The following is an 18,156-nucleotide window of genomic DNA, read 5'->3' as shown; positions in this document are numbered from 1 at the left end:
TACTAATTATGTGAGAGAGATTCTAATTGTTCTCTCTTGTTAGGTAGGGCAAATATCATCTATAGCGGTTCTCGTCTTAATATACTTGGCCTCTCTCCTAAAAGAAGAGAGGTTTTGTCCAACGCTACAAGGGTTAGGGCTTTTGTTAAGTCTATATTGGACTCAATTGAGAACCGCTATATATGTGAATGTGAGGCATATCTTGTCCTGATTTGCTTTATGCTTGCAACTGACAGAGCAATAAACCAAACCATTGATTTGGATCTGTCCACACATGAAGAGGTAATAAACCCTGTGTGGCGAGTTGCTGCTTGATAGTATTGAGGTCAAATTTGCGGGAAATTTCGGTGAGGATAGTATCACCTTGTGTAAAATTAACCTTTAGATTAAGAGCGCGTAATTCTACAATTTGCGATCGCACACTGCGTAAATGCATTTCTATTTGATGCTCACTTTCATTGTAAAATGCCCAGTGTTCAAACTGCGTGGTGTCAAAATTCCCCTCAAACCGCTGATTTAAATGCTCTAGCATATTGAGATTAAATGCTGCCGTCACTCCCTGACTGTCGTTATAAGCTGGTTCTAAAATCTCTTTCGGCTTTCGTAAATCTATCCCCAGCAAGAAATACTCACCTACTTGTAGGGCTTCTGTAATTTGAGAGAAGAACATATCACACTCACCAGGTGTAAGATTACCTAAACTGCTACCAATAAAACAAATCATCCTGCTGGGTAATTGCGTTGGTAGGAGTTGTGCAAGGGCTAATTCATAGGTTCCCGCCAGTGCATAAACTTGTAGTGAGGGGTAATCTTCTAGTAACTGCTTGGCGCTACTTTCCAATATACCTGTAGACACATCAATAGGTAAGTAGTGCAGGGGATAGCCTCGTTGCTGGTAGGCATCTAGTAAAATGCGCGTTTTGGTAGAACTGCCACTGCCAAGTTCTACCAATTCACAAGCGCCAGTTATCTTGGCAATTTCGCCAGCACACTGCTGTAAAATATTTGTCTCTGTGCGTGTGAGATAATATTCTGGTAAATCACAAATTTGCTCAAATAGCTCAGAACCACGGTCATCATAAAAGTAACACGGAGGTAAAGATTTAGGTGTTTGAGTTAATCCCTTAATCACATCACTCCCAGCGCTAAGTGTAACTACTTCGGTCGCTTTTACCAAACGCTGTATTTGCAATCGTTTTTCAATACTATTTTCAGAAGTAACATTGCTGTTAAAAGTTTTAGATATCGACATTGAACCCCCGTATAGTTGGCGTAATAGATTACCTTTGATAGCAGACCTTTACCCCAATCAGTGAAACACATAGCCATAGCTAATAAAATCATGCCTGAGTCATATTACTCAAGCTTTAAAGCTATTTTTAGGAATTATTGCATTAAAATGACAGCAAGTAAGCGCCTAAGTGCTATTACTAACCCGTTATTTAATCAGATGCACAGCGAAACCCTGCAAAAATCTGGCGCACACCAGGATGATACCAATTGCGAAAACTAGAACGTAGTATCCAAGGAGGAGTTGCCCAACTACCGCCTTTTAAAACGCGGTGTTTGTCTCCAAAATAAACTTGTGAGTAACCTGTGTAAGGGTAACTTTGGAACCCGTTGTAGCCATGAAACCAGGAAGCTGTCCACTCCCAGACATTGCCGAGAGTATCATGCAAACCATAGGCACTTTGCCCAGCAGGGTAGGCATTTACTGGCATTGTTTTGCCAATTAAGCGATCGTAATTACAATGTTGAGTAGTTAATTTTTCATCTCCCCAAGGATAGGTGCGATGACGGTTAACTTGTGAGTCCCAACTGACTGCTTTTTCCCACTCGGCTTCTGTAGGTAGCCGTTTACCCACAAACCGCGAGTATGCCTCGGCTTCATACCAACTAACACCGCAAACCGGGTGATTATCCCAACTGCGTAGCTTGCCGCCGTAGGCATCGTCGCACCAGTAAAGCGGTTGCGTAACTAGCTCTGTTTGTAACCATTGCCACCCAGATTGTGACCACCAACGAGAATTTTGGTAGCCTCCCGCCTCCATAAATACACGATACTGTTCACAAGTCACGGGGTAACGATCAATCAAATACGTATCTAAATATACTCTATGGGCAAAGCGCTCGTTATCTAGTGCCTTAATTGAGTCGCTCCCCTGCTCAAATTCGCCTGCTGGGATTTTAATCATTTCCAGAGGGAGAATTCGGCACTCTTGACTCTTGAACGCTAGTTCGCTCAATGGGGGGAAAATACGCACATGAATTGCTCCCCTTGACTCTTGACTTTTCACCAATTCCAACACGAAGCTACTAATTTCGCAGTGCTGGCTCTCGTGCTGAATCAAAAAGCGCCAGAGACGTTCTTGCTGCTCAATATCAATTACTTCTAGGTATTCGAGAACTTTTTCTCTAACTGTGTCTAGATAATAACGGATTTCCTCTAGGTTTGGTAATTTAACGCGCTCTGATTTGGGTAAACCATCAGCTGCAAACAGCTTACTGTATTGCGGGAACAAACAAGGACTACCTGCACAGCGTTCTAGCAACCATAAAGACTCGATATAGGCAATATGCCCCAAGTGCCAACCAACAGGGCTAAAGTCAGGATGAGGCTGACTACAGAATGTGGCTTCGTCCATATTCTGGAACAGTGCAAAAGTTTTCAGGCGACATTCATAGAAGTCCTGAAAAATAGACTCTTTCACACTATATTTGCTCAATTTGGATATCACAATTTGCTCCCACACTAATGATGCTATTTTCTGGGCAAGTAATCCAATTACCTATAAATAAAGGTTCGGATGCAATTATTACAGATTTAGGGAAAGTCGGATCATCTCGTATCCAGTAAAGAGATGGAGGCGGTGAAGCGGTAGCAAAACGAGAGGCTATCAGGCGATGTCCGTCACTAAAGATTACATTGAGTGAGGCTTCTACTTGATAGCGTTTTGCCATCTCTAAAAGCGTTAATAATGTGGTGCGTAAAGCATACTCTGGAGGTCGATGTTTGCTAATTTGATTTTGTGAAAGTAACAATGCAAAAATATGTTCGGAGTCAGTACTGCCATTAATTTTTTCGTAAAAATCTTTAGTTAAAATACTGCGGATTTTTCTGTATAATGTTTTACGGAAATTTTCGATTCGTCCATTGTGAATAAATAGCTGTTGTTGATGGTTAAAAGGCTGACAATTAGCAAAATCTACGGCTTCGCCTGGTGTAGCACTGCGGACATAAGCAAGTACACACTTTGATTCAACGTAACGGCTGAGACTGGGTAGGTTTATATCATTCCAAATAGGCAGGGTATTTTTGTAGATAAAAGGGTCAGTATCTTTTTGGTTATGATACCAACCCACACCAAAGCCATCTGCATTTACTACCCCAGAGGTCATTTCGCGGGGTTGATAACTCTGAACTATCAACGAATGTTCTGGTTTATACAGAAGATGTTCCAGGGAAATAGGCGAACCGAGGTAGGCAAGTAAACGGCACATGATTAAAGTATTTTTTTCCAATAGCTTTATAGAATAAGCTTTTTTACTGAGAATTAGCTGATTTTTTGATAAATTTGCGCTATTCTCGTTAGCGAATGCTGCCCTATTGACTTCTTCTCCATCATTACATCTTGATTACTACCATTAGGGTTAAGAAGTACGCCCGATAATATTGGAAAGTGAAATACTTACTCTTTTTAGGTTGAAGTTTATGCTGGAGTAATACCAAAAAATATTATATATTGGTATTACACAGGAGGAAATTGTATGCAAAAAAATACAAGTGTTACCTTGGGTGAGCATTTTGAAGCGTTTATCGCCAATCAGATTGAAAGCGGTCGTTTCAATAGTGCCAGTGAAGCGATTCGAGCTGGACTACGCCTTTTAGAAGAACGAGAAATAAAGCTTGCCGCTTTGCAACGGGCATTAACAGAAGGGGAGAACAGCGGATTTGCTGACTATTCTCTATCAGGGCTGCTGGCAGAACTTGACCGTGAATAACCTTGCCTTTCGCCTTACTCAATTAGCCAAGCAGGACTTACTATCAATCGGTCGCTACACCCAAAAAACATGGGACACTGAGCAGAGAAACCTTTATCTTGCTATGTTGGACGACTGCTTTCATCTCTTAGCACGAGAGCCACACAGGGGTCGAACTTGTAATGATATTCGCCCAGGATATCGGAAGTACTACATCGGACGACATTTGATCTTTTATCAGGAAACCGATGAACATATTGATATTATTCGTGTTTTGCATGATCGTATGGATGTAGAGTCTCATTTCGACGAAGACTAACGCAAAGACAACGTATCGCTGCTATCTCTTCTGTAAATGCTTGTCGTTTAACTTCATCTCGTTCTTGATAACTATAAGTAAGGTTTTTAAAATTATAAGTTCAGTAATTTTTAATTCTGCGTTTTCATGAAGTAGCGGCACTAATCTGTTTGCGTTTTAATAGGTAATTTGATGATAAACTCTGTCCCTTCTTGAAATTCTGAGATTACTTCTATTTTACCTTTATGTTTATCAATTATCTGATAACAAACACTTAAACCTAAGCCAGTACCTTTACCCACTGGCTTAGTTGTGAAAAAAGGATCAAATAGTTTATTCTTAATCTCTGGTGGAATTCCAGAGCCGTTATCTCTGATTCCTACTTGGATGTAAATATCATCTACATTTAATGTAGTTATAATAATTTGTTGACTTTTAGTTGAATCAGCTTTTTGGTCTAGCAAAGCATCTATTGCATTACTCAGAATATTCATAAACACCTGGTTGAGTTTTGCTGGATAACACTCAACTAAAGGTAAATTACCATATTTTTTAATTACTTCAATTTCTGGTTGAAGTCTGTGATTGAGAATTAACAGAGTATTATCAATTCCTTCATGAATATCTACCTCCTTTATATCAGCTTCATCTAATCGGGAAAAGTTCCGCAAAGATAACACAATTTCACGGATGCGTTCAGCACCAGTTTTCATAGAAGAAAGCAAACGTGGCAAATCTTCATTAATAAAATTTAAATCGATTTCTTCGATTTTTTCTTCAATTAACAAAATGCAATTTGGGTATTCTTGCTGATATAAACTCACTAAACTAAATAAGTCTTCAGTATAGTCATTGACACACTGAATATTACCATAAATAAAATTAACAGGGTTATTAATTTCATGAGCTATACCTGCTATCATCTGCCCAAGAGAAGACATTTTTTCTGTTTGGATTAATTGCCCTTGAGCTTCTTTTAAGTCTTGCAGAGTTTTTTGAAGTTCTTCGGTTCGTTCTTCTACGCGTTGCTCTAAACTTTGGCGAGCTAGTTCTAGTTCTTGGGTTCGTTCTTCTACACGTTGCTCTAAACTTTGACGAGCTAGCTTTAGTTCTTGGGTATAATCTCCTACCCATTCCACTAATTGATTCAAGGAAGTAGCTAATGTCCCTATTTCATCGTTGCTTGTGACATGAACTCTAAGTTGAAAATTTGATTCTTGCGTGATTTTTCTGGCAACGTCAGTAACTATTTGTAGGGGACGGGCAATTAACCTACTAGTATATAGTGCTGCTATCAGCTGCGATCGCAGCTGATAGCAGCATACTTCCAGCAATAACTTGAATTCGCAATTTTTGGGCATTATCAAAATTAGCATTTGCTTGCTTTTCTTGAATTTCAGCATATCCAATAATCCGAATTAATTCATCTGAAAGTTTCTCGAATTCAACAGAGAGATTAACTTCTTGTTTGAAAAAAATCAGTAGGTCTTCTTGGTCAGTTTTTGTTACCGATTGATTTTGTTCAATCTGCTGCCAAAAATCTTTTACTGTCTGAGTATATATTTCTGTATTTTTTTTATAATTATTCAATAATTGCAACAAATCTGTATTGTTGATTGTCGAATCATGATCATGGGCATTTATAAAAGTTTCTAGTTTAGATAACTGTTGATTAACTTGGCTCATTTCATCTAAAAATCTATTTCTTTCAAATTCTAACCAAATAGAATTTTCCAAAACAGTAACTAATCTTTGCGGATGTAGTCTGACTCTAGTTATTTTAGTTTCTAAATTTTTTAAGAGAGATTGTTGTTGATAAGATAAATTTAACTGTTGCTGGGCAAGTGTTTCATAACGGTATGCAATTAACAAACCACTTATTGTGCCTATAAAAGTAATACTACCCGCCACAGTATAGCCAAAACTAATCTTTTTAGCGATGTTCCAGCTATCAGTTAAGTGACTAAGTAAGATAATTTTTTTTTTAAAATAGCGTTTTGTTGCAGCTATCATTCATTTATCGGCGATATTATTACAAGAAATTTCCTTGCCCAATTTTTTGATAAACTTCACGAATCATATTATAATCAGAATCATTTGCCGGAATTAATTTACTTCCTTTATATCTTTGAAGTGTTTTGGCAGTCAGCAAACTTTGAATTAGTTTATCCTGATGCTTAATCATACGCGATCGCATATCTGTGATGAAACTAGATGGCAACTGATTACTAGCAACAAATACATCACTAGGTAGTAATGGCCCTGTAAATATTACAGAAAAATTCTTCTCAAGTAAGCCTTCAGATTCCAGAATATTTTTGTATCTGTCAGATGCAGTCGCCCAGGCATCTACCTCACCTTTTTTTAAAGCTTGTACTCCTTGATCATTTAACATAACAATTTTGAAGTCAGTTTTTGGATCTAATCCAGCATCCATTAATAACTTCGTGGGAGCAAGATGTCCAGAAGTTGAGCCAATTTTTCGCATGGCAATTGTTTTGCCTTTCAATTGAGCTAATAATTTAATTTTGCTATCCGCACGAACTACCATAATAGAATGGTAGTCGCTGCGTTCAATAGCAATTATCGGAATAGCCTTTGCCCTAGAATTCAAAATCAAGTATTCTGAAGGCCCTGCAAATACAATATCTACCTCTCTCGATAACAGTGCTGGTGCTGCTGCTGTAGGGTTTTCTACAGGAAAAAACTCAATTTTTACCTCTAATATCTCTTCTAATGTGCTGCGAAAAAGCCCATAATCTCGTTGTAAATCTTCCATACCAACGACATCTGTAACTGCAAATTTTAGATTTTTTGGTGCAGTCATTGCCATTTGTTGTGAGCTATTATTAGTAGAATTTACCCCTGTTGTACACCCAGCAGCAAACAACAGCGAATACCAAAGTAAGTGGCGTCGTTTCATAGGTTTGAATGATATTATAAATGCAAAATTTCTTAGCTATTATTTAGTAAGCTTATTGCTTTTTTATATTTGTAGCTTCTGTAATATTACGGGAATAAGTTTAAGGTATCATGGGATTTCTTCTTAAATACGGAGGCTCAAAAAGCTATCTAACTTCTGAATAACAGCAAGCCATAACTGACTGGCTAAAACAGAACAATTGTTGGCATTTATCAGAAATCAAATAGCATATACAAGACAACTATAATGTAGTATTTTAATTCAATCAAAGCTACTATGATATCTTTCAAAAAGCAGGCATTAATTAGTTGGAAAAAAACACAAAAAAGCAACCCCAAAAAAGATCCAGAATTGGTAGAAAAAAACTGGAAATCACAGCATGGTTAGATAGTCACTTCGAGGAGATTATCTCGGTGAAAATGGTAGTGTTCATCGAGGATGAGTGCCATTTATTATGGGGATATATCTGTAGGTGCATCTGAGGGAAAACTTCCGAACGCGTTGAGGTTCCAGTTCTCAATGAAAGGGGAAAATTACTTGAGTTGGTAACGCATCATCAGATTTTCAATTTTCCCAAGCTATTTATGTATGGCTCTTTTTCACACCTCATTTAGGACTGCTATATTATAGCGGTTCTCAGTTGAGTGAGGTACAAGAACCCCAACCCCCTCCCCGCTCTTCGAGAGGGGGCTATGATGTACCTCATGTGATTAGGAAACGCTATATGAAATTAAACAATATGTTTAAATATTACTTTTAGTAAATCCCCTTGGGTAAAAGGCTTGTTTAAATAGCCTGAGGCTCTGATCATCTTGGCTCTTACTCTATCTATAAATCCTGATTTTTCTGACACCATAATTACAGGTGTATTTTTAAAATGTGAGTGTTTACGTAGTAAAGAACATAGTTCATATCCATCTAAATTAGGCATCGAAATATCTAACAAAATTATGTCTGGTTTTGTATGGATAATCTGCATTAAAGCTTTCAAAGAATCGGTGACTCCGACAAAAGAAAAGGTTTGCTCATCTAAATAACTTTTAATAGCATTCAAGACTATAGGACTATTATCAATACAGAAAATTGTGTAGAGTTTTTTAGTAGTCGGCGCTTGGATGATTTGCTGACCCCTATGCTCATTAGTATTATTAGAGTAGGTTGCTACTTTATAACCGTTTGTTCTAGGCAACTTTGGTGTAGTTTTGGCTTGAGGTTGTATCTCATTTATTTGGAACAATTGTGAGGAGTGAGATTGAGAAGTTGGCGATGTCTGATGATAAACCGCTTCTCTACGTTCGCGTAGCGTGTCGCAGACAGAGGCTTCTCTTTCAGAGATACTAACGCGAATGCCAAGGCTTCGGGGCATTTGACATTGTTCAACTAGTAACCGGAGATTTAGATGACAAAACTTTGGCATATCATCCAAAAAGCTTTCAGGAATAAATTCATAACTCCCCTCTTCTAAGTTTAGAAATGACTCCAGAACTTCTAGCGCCAATTGCTCTATCAGTATTGCCGCTTGAGAAGCACTGATATATTTCTGATTGACTAACCAGCAAATAGCTAGGTAATCTGGGTTCGGTATTGCTTGATTCTCAATACCATTTTCAAATATCGCCCGCAGCTGTTCGTCAATTCCGCGAGGGAGAGTAGAAATTTGCTGACTCAAGCGTTGCAAATTTCTGTAAAGCGGTTCAAACATTTTCTCTGAGTAGCAGGCATAAATCAGTTTACCTTCGTCCATGTATATTGACCAAGAACCTGATGTGCTAAATACCTGTAAACAACCAGTAACCGACTTACTAGTGATTTTTTTCAACAAAGATAGGGGCTGGAGCTTTTGGAAAAATCTGTATCTACTAATTGGAAGTGTCTTCATTGGGATGGCTCTGGAATTAAATTAATATTTGTTTGCAAGCAAAATTGGTGAATTACCTTTTCGGAATTCACAGCGAAATTAATCAGAGGCACTGTTAGATAAATATAGCGGTCACGTTTGAGTTAGTACAGAGATTCCACACCCCCCAACTCATAATTCACTAATCTCTGTTAAGCTATAATCCACAAGTTACAACTAAACCAATTTATGCTATTGCCCAATAGCAAAATTGCCCGACTAGTCGCCAGGATATAGTATTTCAAAAATTAGATTAGTTTTCTGTATCTTTCGCTAATCTAGCCAATCTAACAGTAACTCAAGTACCACGCACCGACCATTGGCTCTCGCCCATCAGTCACAAAAGCATCACTGTTATCCGTATTTCGTAGCCTCAAATTGCAATTGATAACTGGTAAAAGGATATACTTTGCATCCAGTTTAGTTCTCTTGCAAAAGTCTTTTTGTGCCTGAAGCTTAAGTTTAGAGCTACCAAAATCTACCACAACGTAAATGCAAAGAAGTTTACCTTAAGGCTTTTAGGTATTAAGTCCGTGCTGATAAACTATGTTTTTGTAGCCGCGACTAAAATCATTGAGTACTTTTCCAAGAAGTTTATTCTTGAGGATAACTTCATCAAGAGAAAAAGTATTATTACAAACTAAGCATTCAAAAAGTTCAATGTGTGACTTAGGTTTACGATTGTAGAGCAACTCTTAGTGTAGGGATTGCAACTTCCAACCAAGGATGAGTTAGCTGATAATTGCCGCCATGATGGATGTGATGAGATGCACAGGTGACAAAATCAGCAGAAGGGAATCTCTTCATAAGTACTGGAAACGGGTTCTAATGTTGTGTCGAGCTAAATAGTCACCCTGCACAGTTTTGAGTGGCAAATTCCAGAATTTCGCTATAAATTCTGGAATTGTAGTACATACCTGCGAAATAGCTATTTTCAGCTAGATGGTAGATAACAAGTAACTTACTTATAGCGTTTTCTAATCACATGAGGTACATCATAGCCCCCTCTCGAAGAGCGGGGAGGGGGTTGGGGGTGGGGAACTTGAGTACCTCACTCAACTGAGAACCGCTATACTAAAGTTCAGGTTACTATAATTTTCAAAAAAAGTTAGCAGAAATATATAAACTTCATAATAAATCAGTCAAGTAAATATGAAAACTAATTAATATCATCTTCCAGACAATTATTATAAATATTTATTTTTTTCAGTTGTCCTGAAAGGCTAAAAATGTATAGTAAAAGATAATTTAGTGTAGTTATTGAATTCGTCTTATAAAAGACTGAATTATTTTGTAGTAGCAATTTACCATAAAAATCTAAAGTTTTAAAAGTACAAATATCAATACCAAATTATACGCATAACCCGTCATAGACATCGCATTCCTTAACACACAAGGATTATGTAGCAACAAGACGCAAAGAATCTTTTTACGTCTTTGGCATAGATTTAAAAGTGAATATTCTCGCCGTTTACTTAAAATTGCTCCCGCCAAGACCAGCTTAAAAGTGTTCCACCAGCCACTAATTTAACTACTTCCAGTAGCCAATAACCACCGTGTAGTAAATTCATTGTCGATGGGATAGCATCAGCAATTTCAAATAGGTTGAGTTGAACTCCGATAGCGGACATTTGCGGAGTTAAGAAATAAGTGTCAAGTATCGCTATAGTTAGCAGCAGTATGGATAAAACAATACTGTCAATACGCCAGTGATATTGGGTTTTGTTCAAAGCCAACACCCCAGTCAATATGACAGCAGGCTATGCGATTGAAATTCCAAAAAATCGCATAGCCTGCTGTCGTAAAACCAGCTTGTTTCATCCCTTAATAAGTCTACAGAGCTTATTTCTCTTCAAATGTCCAGACTCCTTTATCCCAATCTCGCTCTGTTGGAGGCGATTGTAACCAATGCTGACAACGCAACAGATGCAACATAGCAGCTTTATCATGGTTGTCTACTGCTAAAACTTTGGCAAACTCAGCTCTGGCAAAAGAAAACTGGCGATTGAGGTAATACTCGCGCCCTTTGTGATAATGTTCAATCACTTGCAATTTTTCGCTTTCAATCGGATCGGAACGCAAACCCAGCAGTTCGTATATTGCTACTGGCTCATTTCTGCCTTTAACACGAATGTAATCTAGTTCCCTAGCCCAAATATTATCTTGGCAAGGTTTAAAAGTATTATGGCTAATAATAATATCGCACCCATACTGTTTACTAACACTTTCTAATCGAGAGCCAAGATTAACGCCATCGCCAATGGCGGTAAATTCCATCCGCTTACTAGAGCCAATATTCCCACTAATCACGGTATCAGAATTAATGCCAATGCCGATCTTGATTTTGGGCTTATCATCTGTATGGCGACGTTCATTAAATTCGTGCAACCGAACACGCATTTCTAAGGCTGTTTGCACTGCCATCCAAGCGTGTTCTTCTAATGGTAGAGGAGAACCAAACACAGCCATGATGGCATCACCAATGTATTTGTCAAGGGTGCCTTTATGTTTAAAGACTGCCTCCACCATTGATTCAAAATATTCATTGAGCATACTTACCACTTCTTCTGCTTCCAAGCTTTCGGTTAAAGTGGTGTAGCCGCGAATATCCGAAAATAAAATCGAAACTTCTTTGCGATCGCCTCCTAGTTTAGCATCATCCAATTTCAGCAATTCTTCGGCTAATTCCTGGGTCATGTAGCGGTACATCGTACTCTTGAGCCGCTTTTCATCACTGATATCTTCCATTACTACCAGCGCCCCACGGATTTGCTCTTGGTCGCTAGCATCAGCAATTGTGTTAATCGATAAATTAATGCTGTGCTGTTTTGTATCAGTGGTTAAGAGTGTGCGATCAGGGTAATATTGCTCGCGGCCTTTTAAGTCGGCTGCGTGTAAAGCATTGTAATACCACTTGCTAAAGTCACCTTCTTTGATAGCGATCGCATCAGTAACTAATTTACCTTCTAAACGATCTTCTGGTTCCAACCCTAGCAAACGTTGGGCACTTTCATTAGCGGCGATAATTAACCCAGCTTTATCAGTGGAAACCACTCCATTGGAAAGACTACGCAAAATGTCCCGTTGCATTTGTTCTTGTTGTTTGACTGTGGCAAACAACTGAGCATTTTGCAGCGCTACTCCCGCTTGAATATTAAAAGCTTCCATGAACTCTTCATCGTTGCGGTCAAAGCTAGCTTGGAAGCAGTCGGGAGCTTTTGGCCAATCAGCTGGATTATAAGGTGGAAAATCACCAGATTTCTTTTTATTTACGAGCTGGGTAACGCCAATTAGTTGTTGATCGCCGTTAAATACTGGCATACAAAGCAAGCTACAGGTGCGATAGCCATTTTGCTGGTCTAGTCGTTGGGCTGTCTCCGAATCAGGATGGTAGTACAAATCAAAAGCAATATTCAGTTTTTTGCCAGAAACAGCTACTAAACCAGCAAAACCTTTACCTACAGGGACTCGTAACTCCTTAATTGAACCATCGTCTTGAGTGATTTTCGTCCATAATTCATCGCGATCGCGGTCTATCAACCATAGTGTGCTGCGATCGGCATTCATCAGTTCCTTGGCTTCATCCATCACCCGCTTCAGGGTGTCTTCTAAGTCAAGACTACTTTGAGAGAGGGACTTAATCGCCTTCATCAGCGCCGCCACTGCTCTTTGTTTTTGGGTGGCTACATAAAAAGAGCGCGAGGATTCTAAAATCAGGCGAATTGAGGGCGCAAATTCTTGAAATAATTCTTCGTCAGCCCAAATAAAACCTTTGGTATCAATGCGCTCTGCAAGTGGAGTATCTGGATGATTAACAGATTTTAATTTATTCAGTAATTGTACTACCGCAACTAATTGCCCATGTTCATTTAACAATGGCAAAGCCAGCATGGTGTAAGTGCGGTAGCCAGTTCTTTTTTCTTGTTCTTGGGCAAAATGCGATCGCGGATCACTATAAAAATCAAAGGGAATATTGATAACTTCCTTGAAAGTGGCGACTTCCCCAGCAATACCTTTATCGGCGGGTATGCGAATTTCTAAAGAGCGATCGCCCTCCCCTTCTGCCAGAATTGACCAGAGTTCTTGTTTTTCTTCATCCAATAAAAATATCGTCGTCCGGTCTGCCCCCAGTAATTCCCCGGTTTTCAAGGTAATCGAATGCAACATTTCTTGCAGAAGAGTTTCAAACCCCTGAGAATCCAGCATTGATAGGGTTTGATGGACAATCTGTAATTTTTGTTCGACATCCTTAACGACTTGTTTAAAAGTATCCTGAGTCAGGGGAGCAAGAAAGGTAGAAAAGCTTCCTTGTCTTGTGGCAAGAGCGCCCACAGGAGCAGAATTTATTTGTAATTCGCGGTTTTCTTGGTTGTGAACACCAATAATCAAATCGGCGGTTTCCCCAGAAGTTCCTTGATACACTGGCATAAATGGTATTTTATATAGCAGGATGAGATTTTAGATTTAACAAATGAAATTAAATTTGCGTAAATGGTGCTAAAGGCAACATTAGCTTGATATTACCCATAGTTTAATCGCTTGTTTAGCTAGCGTCATCCTGTAGAGCAAGGTAGAGGCCGATTACCAAGAAGCGTGGTAGAACCAGAGTCCAGATGCAGTGGACATAACTGGCCAATTCTCATTGAAAATCCAAATTGAAGATACCTAGCTCTAGCTCAACTGCGATCGCCACTTTCGCAGATATGCCAGCCTACTTGATCGACAATGATTGTAGGGCTACTGTTATATATAGTTCCCAGAAATCCAGTTAAAGTAACAGTATTTGAAGAAGAATCCAGAATCCAGAATCCAGAATCAATTAGCGGTGGATTCAGACCCGCACTTCTTTACGAGACGCTGCGCATAGCAAGATACCGTTCGCGTAGCGTCTCCGACAGGAGAAGAGTACGGCAAAGTGACCACCACTGATAGAGAACCGATAGCGAGTTCGCAACTCGTATACAATTCATGCTGAATTCTGACTGCTGACTCCTGAATTCTGTTTCAATAAATATTAATTTTTATACAGAGAAAGTTAATTAAAAAGATTAAACGCAACAGCATATTAGCCAAACATAAATATAAAATTAGATTCAATCTTTGAGTTAAACCCATATTTACATGGGATACGGCATTTATCCTATTGTTGTAAATCGTCAGGATTATTTTGATGAAAAAGTTAATAAATCAAGTATTTTTAGGCTTTACAGGTGCATTTTTAGCGGTCGGATACTCCAGTTTGCTGGCTACAGAAGTTTCCATACAGAGTACGTCAAACTTGAGAAAGGATGTATTAGCCCAATTAGAAACTAACCCAAATGTCAATGAATATCTAGAGAAAAACAAACCTGAAAGTTATCAGGCTCTGAAAAAACAGCTGGATACAGCTATTGAGGATGCAAAAAAACCAAGCGAAGATAAGATTGTGAAAAATCTTTGGCCATTGTCAAAAAACAATTCTGAAATCAAGTGGAGAGAGAATGACGGCAAAATTGAATACCTCATGGCGAGTTGGAAATATGTCAAAAACACAAATGAAGAGTGGAAAATAGGTGCAAAAAAAAGTATAAATAATCAGACTTGGTTAACAGCAGTTCCTCAAGTTAAAGAATTTTGTGAGAATTGTAAAGGTATCGGAATAAATATTCCTGGTAGCATCATGCTTTCGCTAAGGTTACAGCAGTATCTAGGTTTAATTTTCAATAGAAATTCAAATAAGACGCATTTTGTAGAAATGTGGGTTAAAGCCGAAGATTTAAGTAGACCATGTATTGATTCAGAAATTAATGATTCTACTTGTAATGTTTTACCTATACCTGTTCCTGCTAGTTATCCTGTTTTGAAACAGATATACTTAACTTCCTATGCAGTTGGTAGTCAAGAACATTATCCCTGGACAGGCTTAGGGTACACCTATGATTGGGGAAATCCTAAAAAACCTCGTGAGGGAGCTAGTGAGTTTTTGATTAACGGAACTAAAGATAAACCAATAGAAGTAGAAGTTGTTTCTGTTACGGCTACGAAAGAATATTGTAATAATCAATATTTAAAGTAAGGAATCTGTTATTGTAGGGGCAATTTATGAACATTGGTGTCAACTTAATGTTAAAAGGGCGGTTAGAAACCGCATCTACACAGGCAAAACCCACCTCCGTGGGTTAAGAGACCTTGATTTGATTAGTCCACGGAGGTGGACTTTGTTTGTGTAGCCGCGAATTCTATTCGCCAGGGCTTAAGTTGACACGTATGACTTATGAATTGCCCCTACGGATATGTTGAAGAAACTTTAATATTATTCCTCTTGGTTTCTCATCAGATATAACAAAACTTGCCAAGACATTTAAATCTAAATTTGGTAGAAATTCACTTTTTGATATTGACTCATATTTATCACCAGGCAGATAATATAATGAAAACTGATAACGCTTAATAAAGTGCGAATTAAATACGCGACACCTTAAAACATTTACTCCACTATTATGGCTAAACTCTCATTGTAAGTATTCTTTAGCCCACTCTTGAACTTTGTGCTGATATTGCTTGCTGACTTCATTCATATACTTTGCAGCTACTTTCCGCATATTGTTTTTATTAGGATCTGACTTAACAAAATCTGCAAAGTCACCATTACATTTAAGAAATAATTCTATTGCTGCTGTTAACTCAACGTCATCTGTGGTACACAATTCATAATGTAAGTGACCTACTGTAGGTATAGGGAAATTAGTATCATCTACTTTACTCACCTCAATTCCCACATTACTAAAGCAGCATTCATTAAAGCCAAGTAAGTTTATGGTGTCGAGATGTCCTTTTCTCAACAGGATTCCTAAAGAAATTTTCTCTAAGTCTTCAGAAGATGAAGGTAGCCATAAGGAAGGAAAACCCTTTCCCTCCTTAATATCTCTTAGGTATCGATTCGCGTGTTCTGGAGATGGAATTGCCTTTTGCTGCTTACCCGCTTTCCACATTGCAAGGCTTTTCACACTTCTGTAGTAACGTAATTCACTCACACCTTTTATATAGCAATCCTAAATGAGATCAAACACAATGGTACACTTATACTAACCTGAAGTTCTTTACTAATCACTAAGAATTTGATTTTTCTAAGCTGCATTAGTGTACATCCTGTTCGGCTTTCAAATAGGATTGCTATAGTGACTCTAAGAATTCACGTACAAATGTACTTTCTTCATTTTTAAGCAAATTCTTGGCTTCTGCAAGTATTTCTTCAGCGATAGGAACTTCACCTAGAGCAAAACTAATTGCTTCTAAAGCAGCATATCTTACTTCGTCTGCGGGATGCTGTAGAAGCACAGTGATTATGGAAGCTGCATCCTGAGAATATACCTCATTTTCTAAAAGAGGACTCAGAAGTCGCGCTACAGCGAGCAGATGGAATGTATCTAATTTTCCAATGACTCGCTTTAAAAAATTTACATCTTTTTTAGAAAATATAAGATAACCTTCCATTAGTTGATCTCGAATCTCTTCTACTCTATTCTCAAATTCAGAAATATCTAAATTTGAGAATAAATATAAGGATGCATTATACTTCCATGCGACAGTTTCCAATCTGTGTATTTGAGCTTCTCGAACTTTATGGACTATTTCATAGTGTTCCGCACTATTACCACTACTAGAAATATGACTTAAAATTTGACCACTGGTTGGAGCAAGTAATGTACTCATTTGAAAAGCTCCTCTGTTTTATCAGTAATGCTCTTAAAAAATATTTCGTCTCTGAAGCCTCGCAAATTTAACTCAAAAACTTTTTTTATTTTATCATCATCATGGTGAAGATTTACTTCTTGAAAAACATCAATATCAAATATTAATGGGTATGCTTTTTCCCCTTTTTTATTTTCGCTGATCTGACCAATTGTTTGATTAATAATTGCTCTTGATGGTTGATAATCTGGATGGGCTACAACTATTTGCATAAAATAGCCTTCCATTACGACTGATAAATTACTTGATATTTCTGGTAATGTTTTTACGTAATCTTTTAGCTCTATAGTTCCTGTCGCAGGTATCATAATTTGGTTTACATACCGTAGAGCAAGACGGACTACTTCTGTAGGAGATGTAATTTGAGCATACTGTTGCCATAACTGGTATGCCTCTCCATAAAAGCTTTCCCAACTCTCATAGGGCTTCAACCTACTGAATGTAAAGCCATTTAGCCTAGCTTGAATAATTCTTTTTTGGTCATGAGAAATAAAAATATATCCTTCAGGCTTATTAGATACTGAAAACAATTGAGAGTTGATTCCATCCAAATTCTCTAAGTTAAATTCAAAACCCCCCTGAAGTGCCATTCTCTTTTGAATAATTGGAAAAGAGTCTTTGATATTTTCATGAAAATTCAAAAGTTCTTCATGATTAAAATTATCATGAAGATTTACTGTTATATCAATAATGGCTTCAGTGATGGGTGGGTTAAGAAATCTCATTTTTCATTTATTTAGAACCCGTTTAAGACTCATAACTAAAATTTAGTATGTATAATCTTAGTGTACAAGACTTTCAGGTTCTTGTCGGTATCAAAACCATAACGATGTCAGACCTTTAAGGGCACTTTCCCGCATTATCCCACAAAGCCCTGCAATCGCTTCTTTCTCTCTTCCCAATCAGGCAGATAAGCAGACATAAAACACTTAAACACTTTGCCGTGATTCGGAACGAGCAAATGCACCAGTTCGTGAACAATGACGAACTCACCCAATTCTTTTGGTAAATCTAGCAGTTCAGTATTCAGCGTTAAGCGTCCAGTAGTAGAAATAGATGCCCATTTGCGCTTCATCGGACGCAGTTGAATTTGTTTGACCTTGCTTTTTACTGTTTTTCCTTGTTCCACGCGGCACTTTATTTAACTCCTGCGTTAGCGAAGCTCGCCAAAGGCATCGCTTCTATCTTAGGGCTTGCTGAACAAAAGTGAAACATAGTCTAGGTAAGGGTTTTGAGCATTTTTTCACCAAGCAAGTGCAAGACTATAGCATCCAGAGGTTCAAAAACCTTGCACTTTCGTCGGCGAGCGCCGGGCAAATTGGGAAA

The 18,156-nt window shown here is 38.2% G+C and carries 16 protein-coding genes and 1 pseudogene; 3 read left to right on the top strand and 14 right to left on the bottom strand.

What is annotated here, in order from left to right; genetic code table 11:
- Positions 1 to 217: 217 nt before the first annotated feature.
- The 3 genes from egtD to egtC all read right to left on the bottom strand — a co-directional run bounded on the left by egtD (position 218) and on the right by egtC (position 3,501).
- The gene (gene egtD / locus ACEW80_RS21015; RefSeq protein WP_373528453.1) at positions 218 to 1,252 is read right to left on the bottom strand and encodes an L-histidine N(alpha)-methyltransferase; all 1,035 of its coding nucleotides are present in this window, start codon (positions 1,250 to 1,252) and stop codon (positions 218 to 220) included.
- A 190-nt stretch (positions 1,253 to 1,442) separates the two neighbouring features.
- Positions 1,443 to 2,738 (bottom strand): ergothioneine biosynthesis protein EgtB, encoded by a 1,296-nt coding sequence (gene egtB, locus ACEW80_RS21010; RefSeq protein ID WP_373528452.1) that lies wholly within the window; start codon positions 2,736 to 2,738, stop codon positions 1,443 to 1,445.
- On the bottom strand, positions 2,713 to 3,501 hold the full coding sequence (egtC, locus tag ACEW80_RS21005; protein ID WP_373528451.1) for an ergothioneine biosynthesis protein EgtC: 789 nt from the start codon (positions 3,499 to 3,501) through the stop codon (positions 2,713 to 2,715). Before egtC ends, egtB begins: the two co-directional genes overlap by 26 nt.
- Before the next feature lie 267 nt (positions 3,502 to 3,768).
- Between egtC and ACEW80_RS21000 the strand changes: the two genes are divergently transcribed.
- Both ACEW80_RS21000 and ACEW80_RS20995 read left to right on the top strand, forming a co-directional pair.
- A complete protein-coding gene (locus tag ACEW80_RS21000) occupies positions 3,769 to 4,002 on the top strand; it encodes a type II toxin-antitoxin system ParD family antitoxin (RefSeq protein WP_089130033.1) in 234 nt (77 codons plus the stop codon).
- Complete coding sequence (locus tag ACEW80_RS20995; protein ID WP_373528450.1) at positions 3,995 to 4,300, top strand: type II toxin-antitoxin system RelE/ParE family toxin; 306 nt, start codon at positions 3,995 to 3,997, stop codon at positions 4,298 to 4,300. Before ACEW80_RS21000 ends, ACEW80_RS20995 begins: the two co-directional genes overlap by 8 nt.
- A 140-nt stretch (positions 4,301 to 4,440) precedes the next feature.
- Here ACEW80_RS20995 and ACEW80_RS20990 read toward each other — a convergent pair whose 3' ends face one another.
- The 7 genes and pseudogenes from ACEW80_RS20990 to ACEW80_RS20960 form a co-directional block, all read right to left on the bottom strand.
- The gene (locus ACEW80_RS20990) at positions 4,441 to 5,640 is read right to left on the bottom strand and encodes a sensor histidine kinase (protein WP_373528449.1); all 1,200 of its coding nucleotides are present in this window, start codon (positions 5,638 to 5,640) and stop codon (positions 4,441 to 4,443) included.
- Positions 5,555 to 6,292, bottom strand: coding sequence for a hypothetical protein (locus tag ACEW80_RS20985; protein WP_373528448.1), 738 nt, complete (start codon positions 6,290 to 6,292; stop codon positions 5,555 to 5,557). Before ACEW80_RS20985 ends, ACEW80_RS20990 begins: the two co-directional genes overlap by 86 nt.
- 19 nt (positions 6,293 to 6,311) lie before the next feature.
- Positions 6,312 to 7,202 carry a phosphate/phosphite/phosphonate ABC transporter substrate-binding protein gene (locus tag ACEW80_RS20980; protein ID WP_373528447.1) on the bottom strand — a complete coding sequence of 297 codons (891 nt, stop codon included), beginning with the start codon at positions 7,200 to 7,202 and terminating at the stop codon, positions 6,312 to 6,314.
- A 730-nt stretch (positions 7,203 to 7,932) separates the two neighbouring features.
- The gene (locus ACEW80_RS20975) at positions 7,933 to 9,081 is read right to left on the bottom strand and encodes a response regulator (protein WP_373528446.1); all 1,149 of its coding nucleotides are present in this window, start codon (positions 9,079 to 9,081) and stop codon (positions 7,933 to 7,935) included.
- 693 nt (positions 9,082 to 9,774) lie between these two features.
- Entirely contained in the window at positions 9,775 to 9,906 is a 132-nt protein-coding gene (locus ACEW80_RS20970) for a hypothetical protein (RefSeq protein WP_373528445.1), read from the bottom strand.
- A 668-nt stretch (positions 9,907 to 10,574) separates the two neighbouring features.
- A pseudogene (locus ACEW80_RS20965) lies at positions 10,575 to 10,920 on the bottom strand (hypothetical protein); the annotation flags it as partial.
- 21 nt (positions 10,921 to 10,941) lie between these two features.
- On the bottom strand, positions 10,942 to 13,527 hold the full coding sequence (locus ACEW80_RS20960) for a GAF domain-containing protein (RefSeq protein ID WP_373528444.1): 2,586 nt from the start codon (positions 13,525 to 13,527) through the stop codon (positions 10,942 to 10,944).
- A 742-nt stretch (positions 13,528 to 14,269) separates the two neighbouring features.
- On the opposite strand from ACEW80_RS20960, the gene ACEW80_RS20955 reads away from it, so the two are divergent.
- The gene (locus ACEW80_RS20955) at positions 14,270 to 15,154 is read left to right on the top strand and encodes a hypothetical protein (RefSeq protein ID WP_373528443.1); all 885 of its coding nucleotides are present in this window, start codon (positions 14,270 to 14,272) and stop codon (positions 15,152 to 15,154) included.
- A 436-nt stretch (positions 15,155 to 15,590) separates the two neighbouring features.
- Here ACEW80_RS20955 and ACEW80_RS20950 read toward each other — a convergent pair whose 3' ends face one another.
- The 4 genes from ACEW80_RS20950 to ACEW80_RS20935 all read right to left on the bottom strand — a co-directional run bounded on the left by ACEW80_RS20950 (position 15,591) and on the right by ACEW80_RS20935 (position 17,959).
- Complete coding sequence (locus ACEW80_RS20950) at positions 15,591 to 16,112, bottom strand: hypothetical protein (protein ID WP_373528442.1); 522 nt, start codon at positions 16,110 to 16,112, stop codon at positions 15,591 to 15,593.
- Between the two features lie 139 nt (positions 16,113 to 16,251).
- Complete coding sequence (locus ACEW80_RS20945) at positions 16,252 to 16,791, bottom strand: hypothetical protein (RefSeq protein WP_373528441.1); 540 nt, start codon at positions 16,789 to 16,791, stop codon at positions 16,252 to 16,254.
- Complete coding sequence (locus ACEW80_RS20940) at positions 16,788 to 17,555, bottom strand: TIGR04255 family protein (RefSeq protein ID WP_373528440.1); 768 nt, start codon at positions 17,553 to 17,555, stop codon at positions 16,788 to 16,790. The genes ACEW80_RS20945 and ACEW80_RS20940 overlap by 4 nt, the downstream gene beginning before the upstream one ends.
- Before the next feature lie 134 nt (positions 17,556 to 17,689).
- A complete protein-coding gene (locus ACEW80_RS20935) occupies positions 17,690 to 17,959 on the bottom strand; it encodes a M48 family metallopeptidase (protein ID WP_373528439.1) in 270 nt (89 codons plus the stop codon).
- Positions 17,960 to 18,156: the final 197 nt, after the last annotated feature.

Source organism: Nostoc sp., from assembly GCF_041747015.1.
Taxonomy (GTDB): domain Bacteria; phylum Cyanobacteriota; class Cyanobacteriia; order Cyanobacteriales; family Nostocaceae; genus Nostoc.
This window is presented reverse-complemented; position numbering and strand designations above follow the sequence as displayed.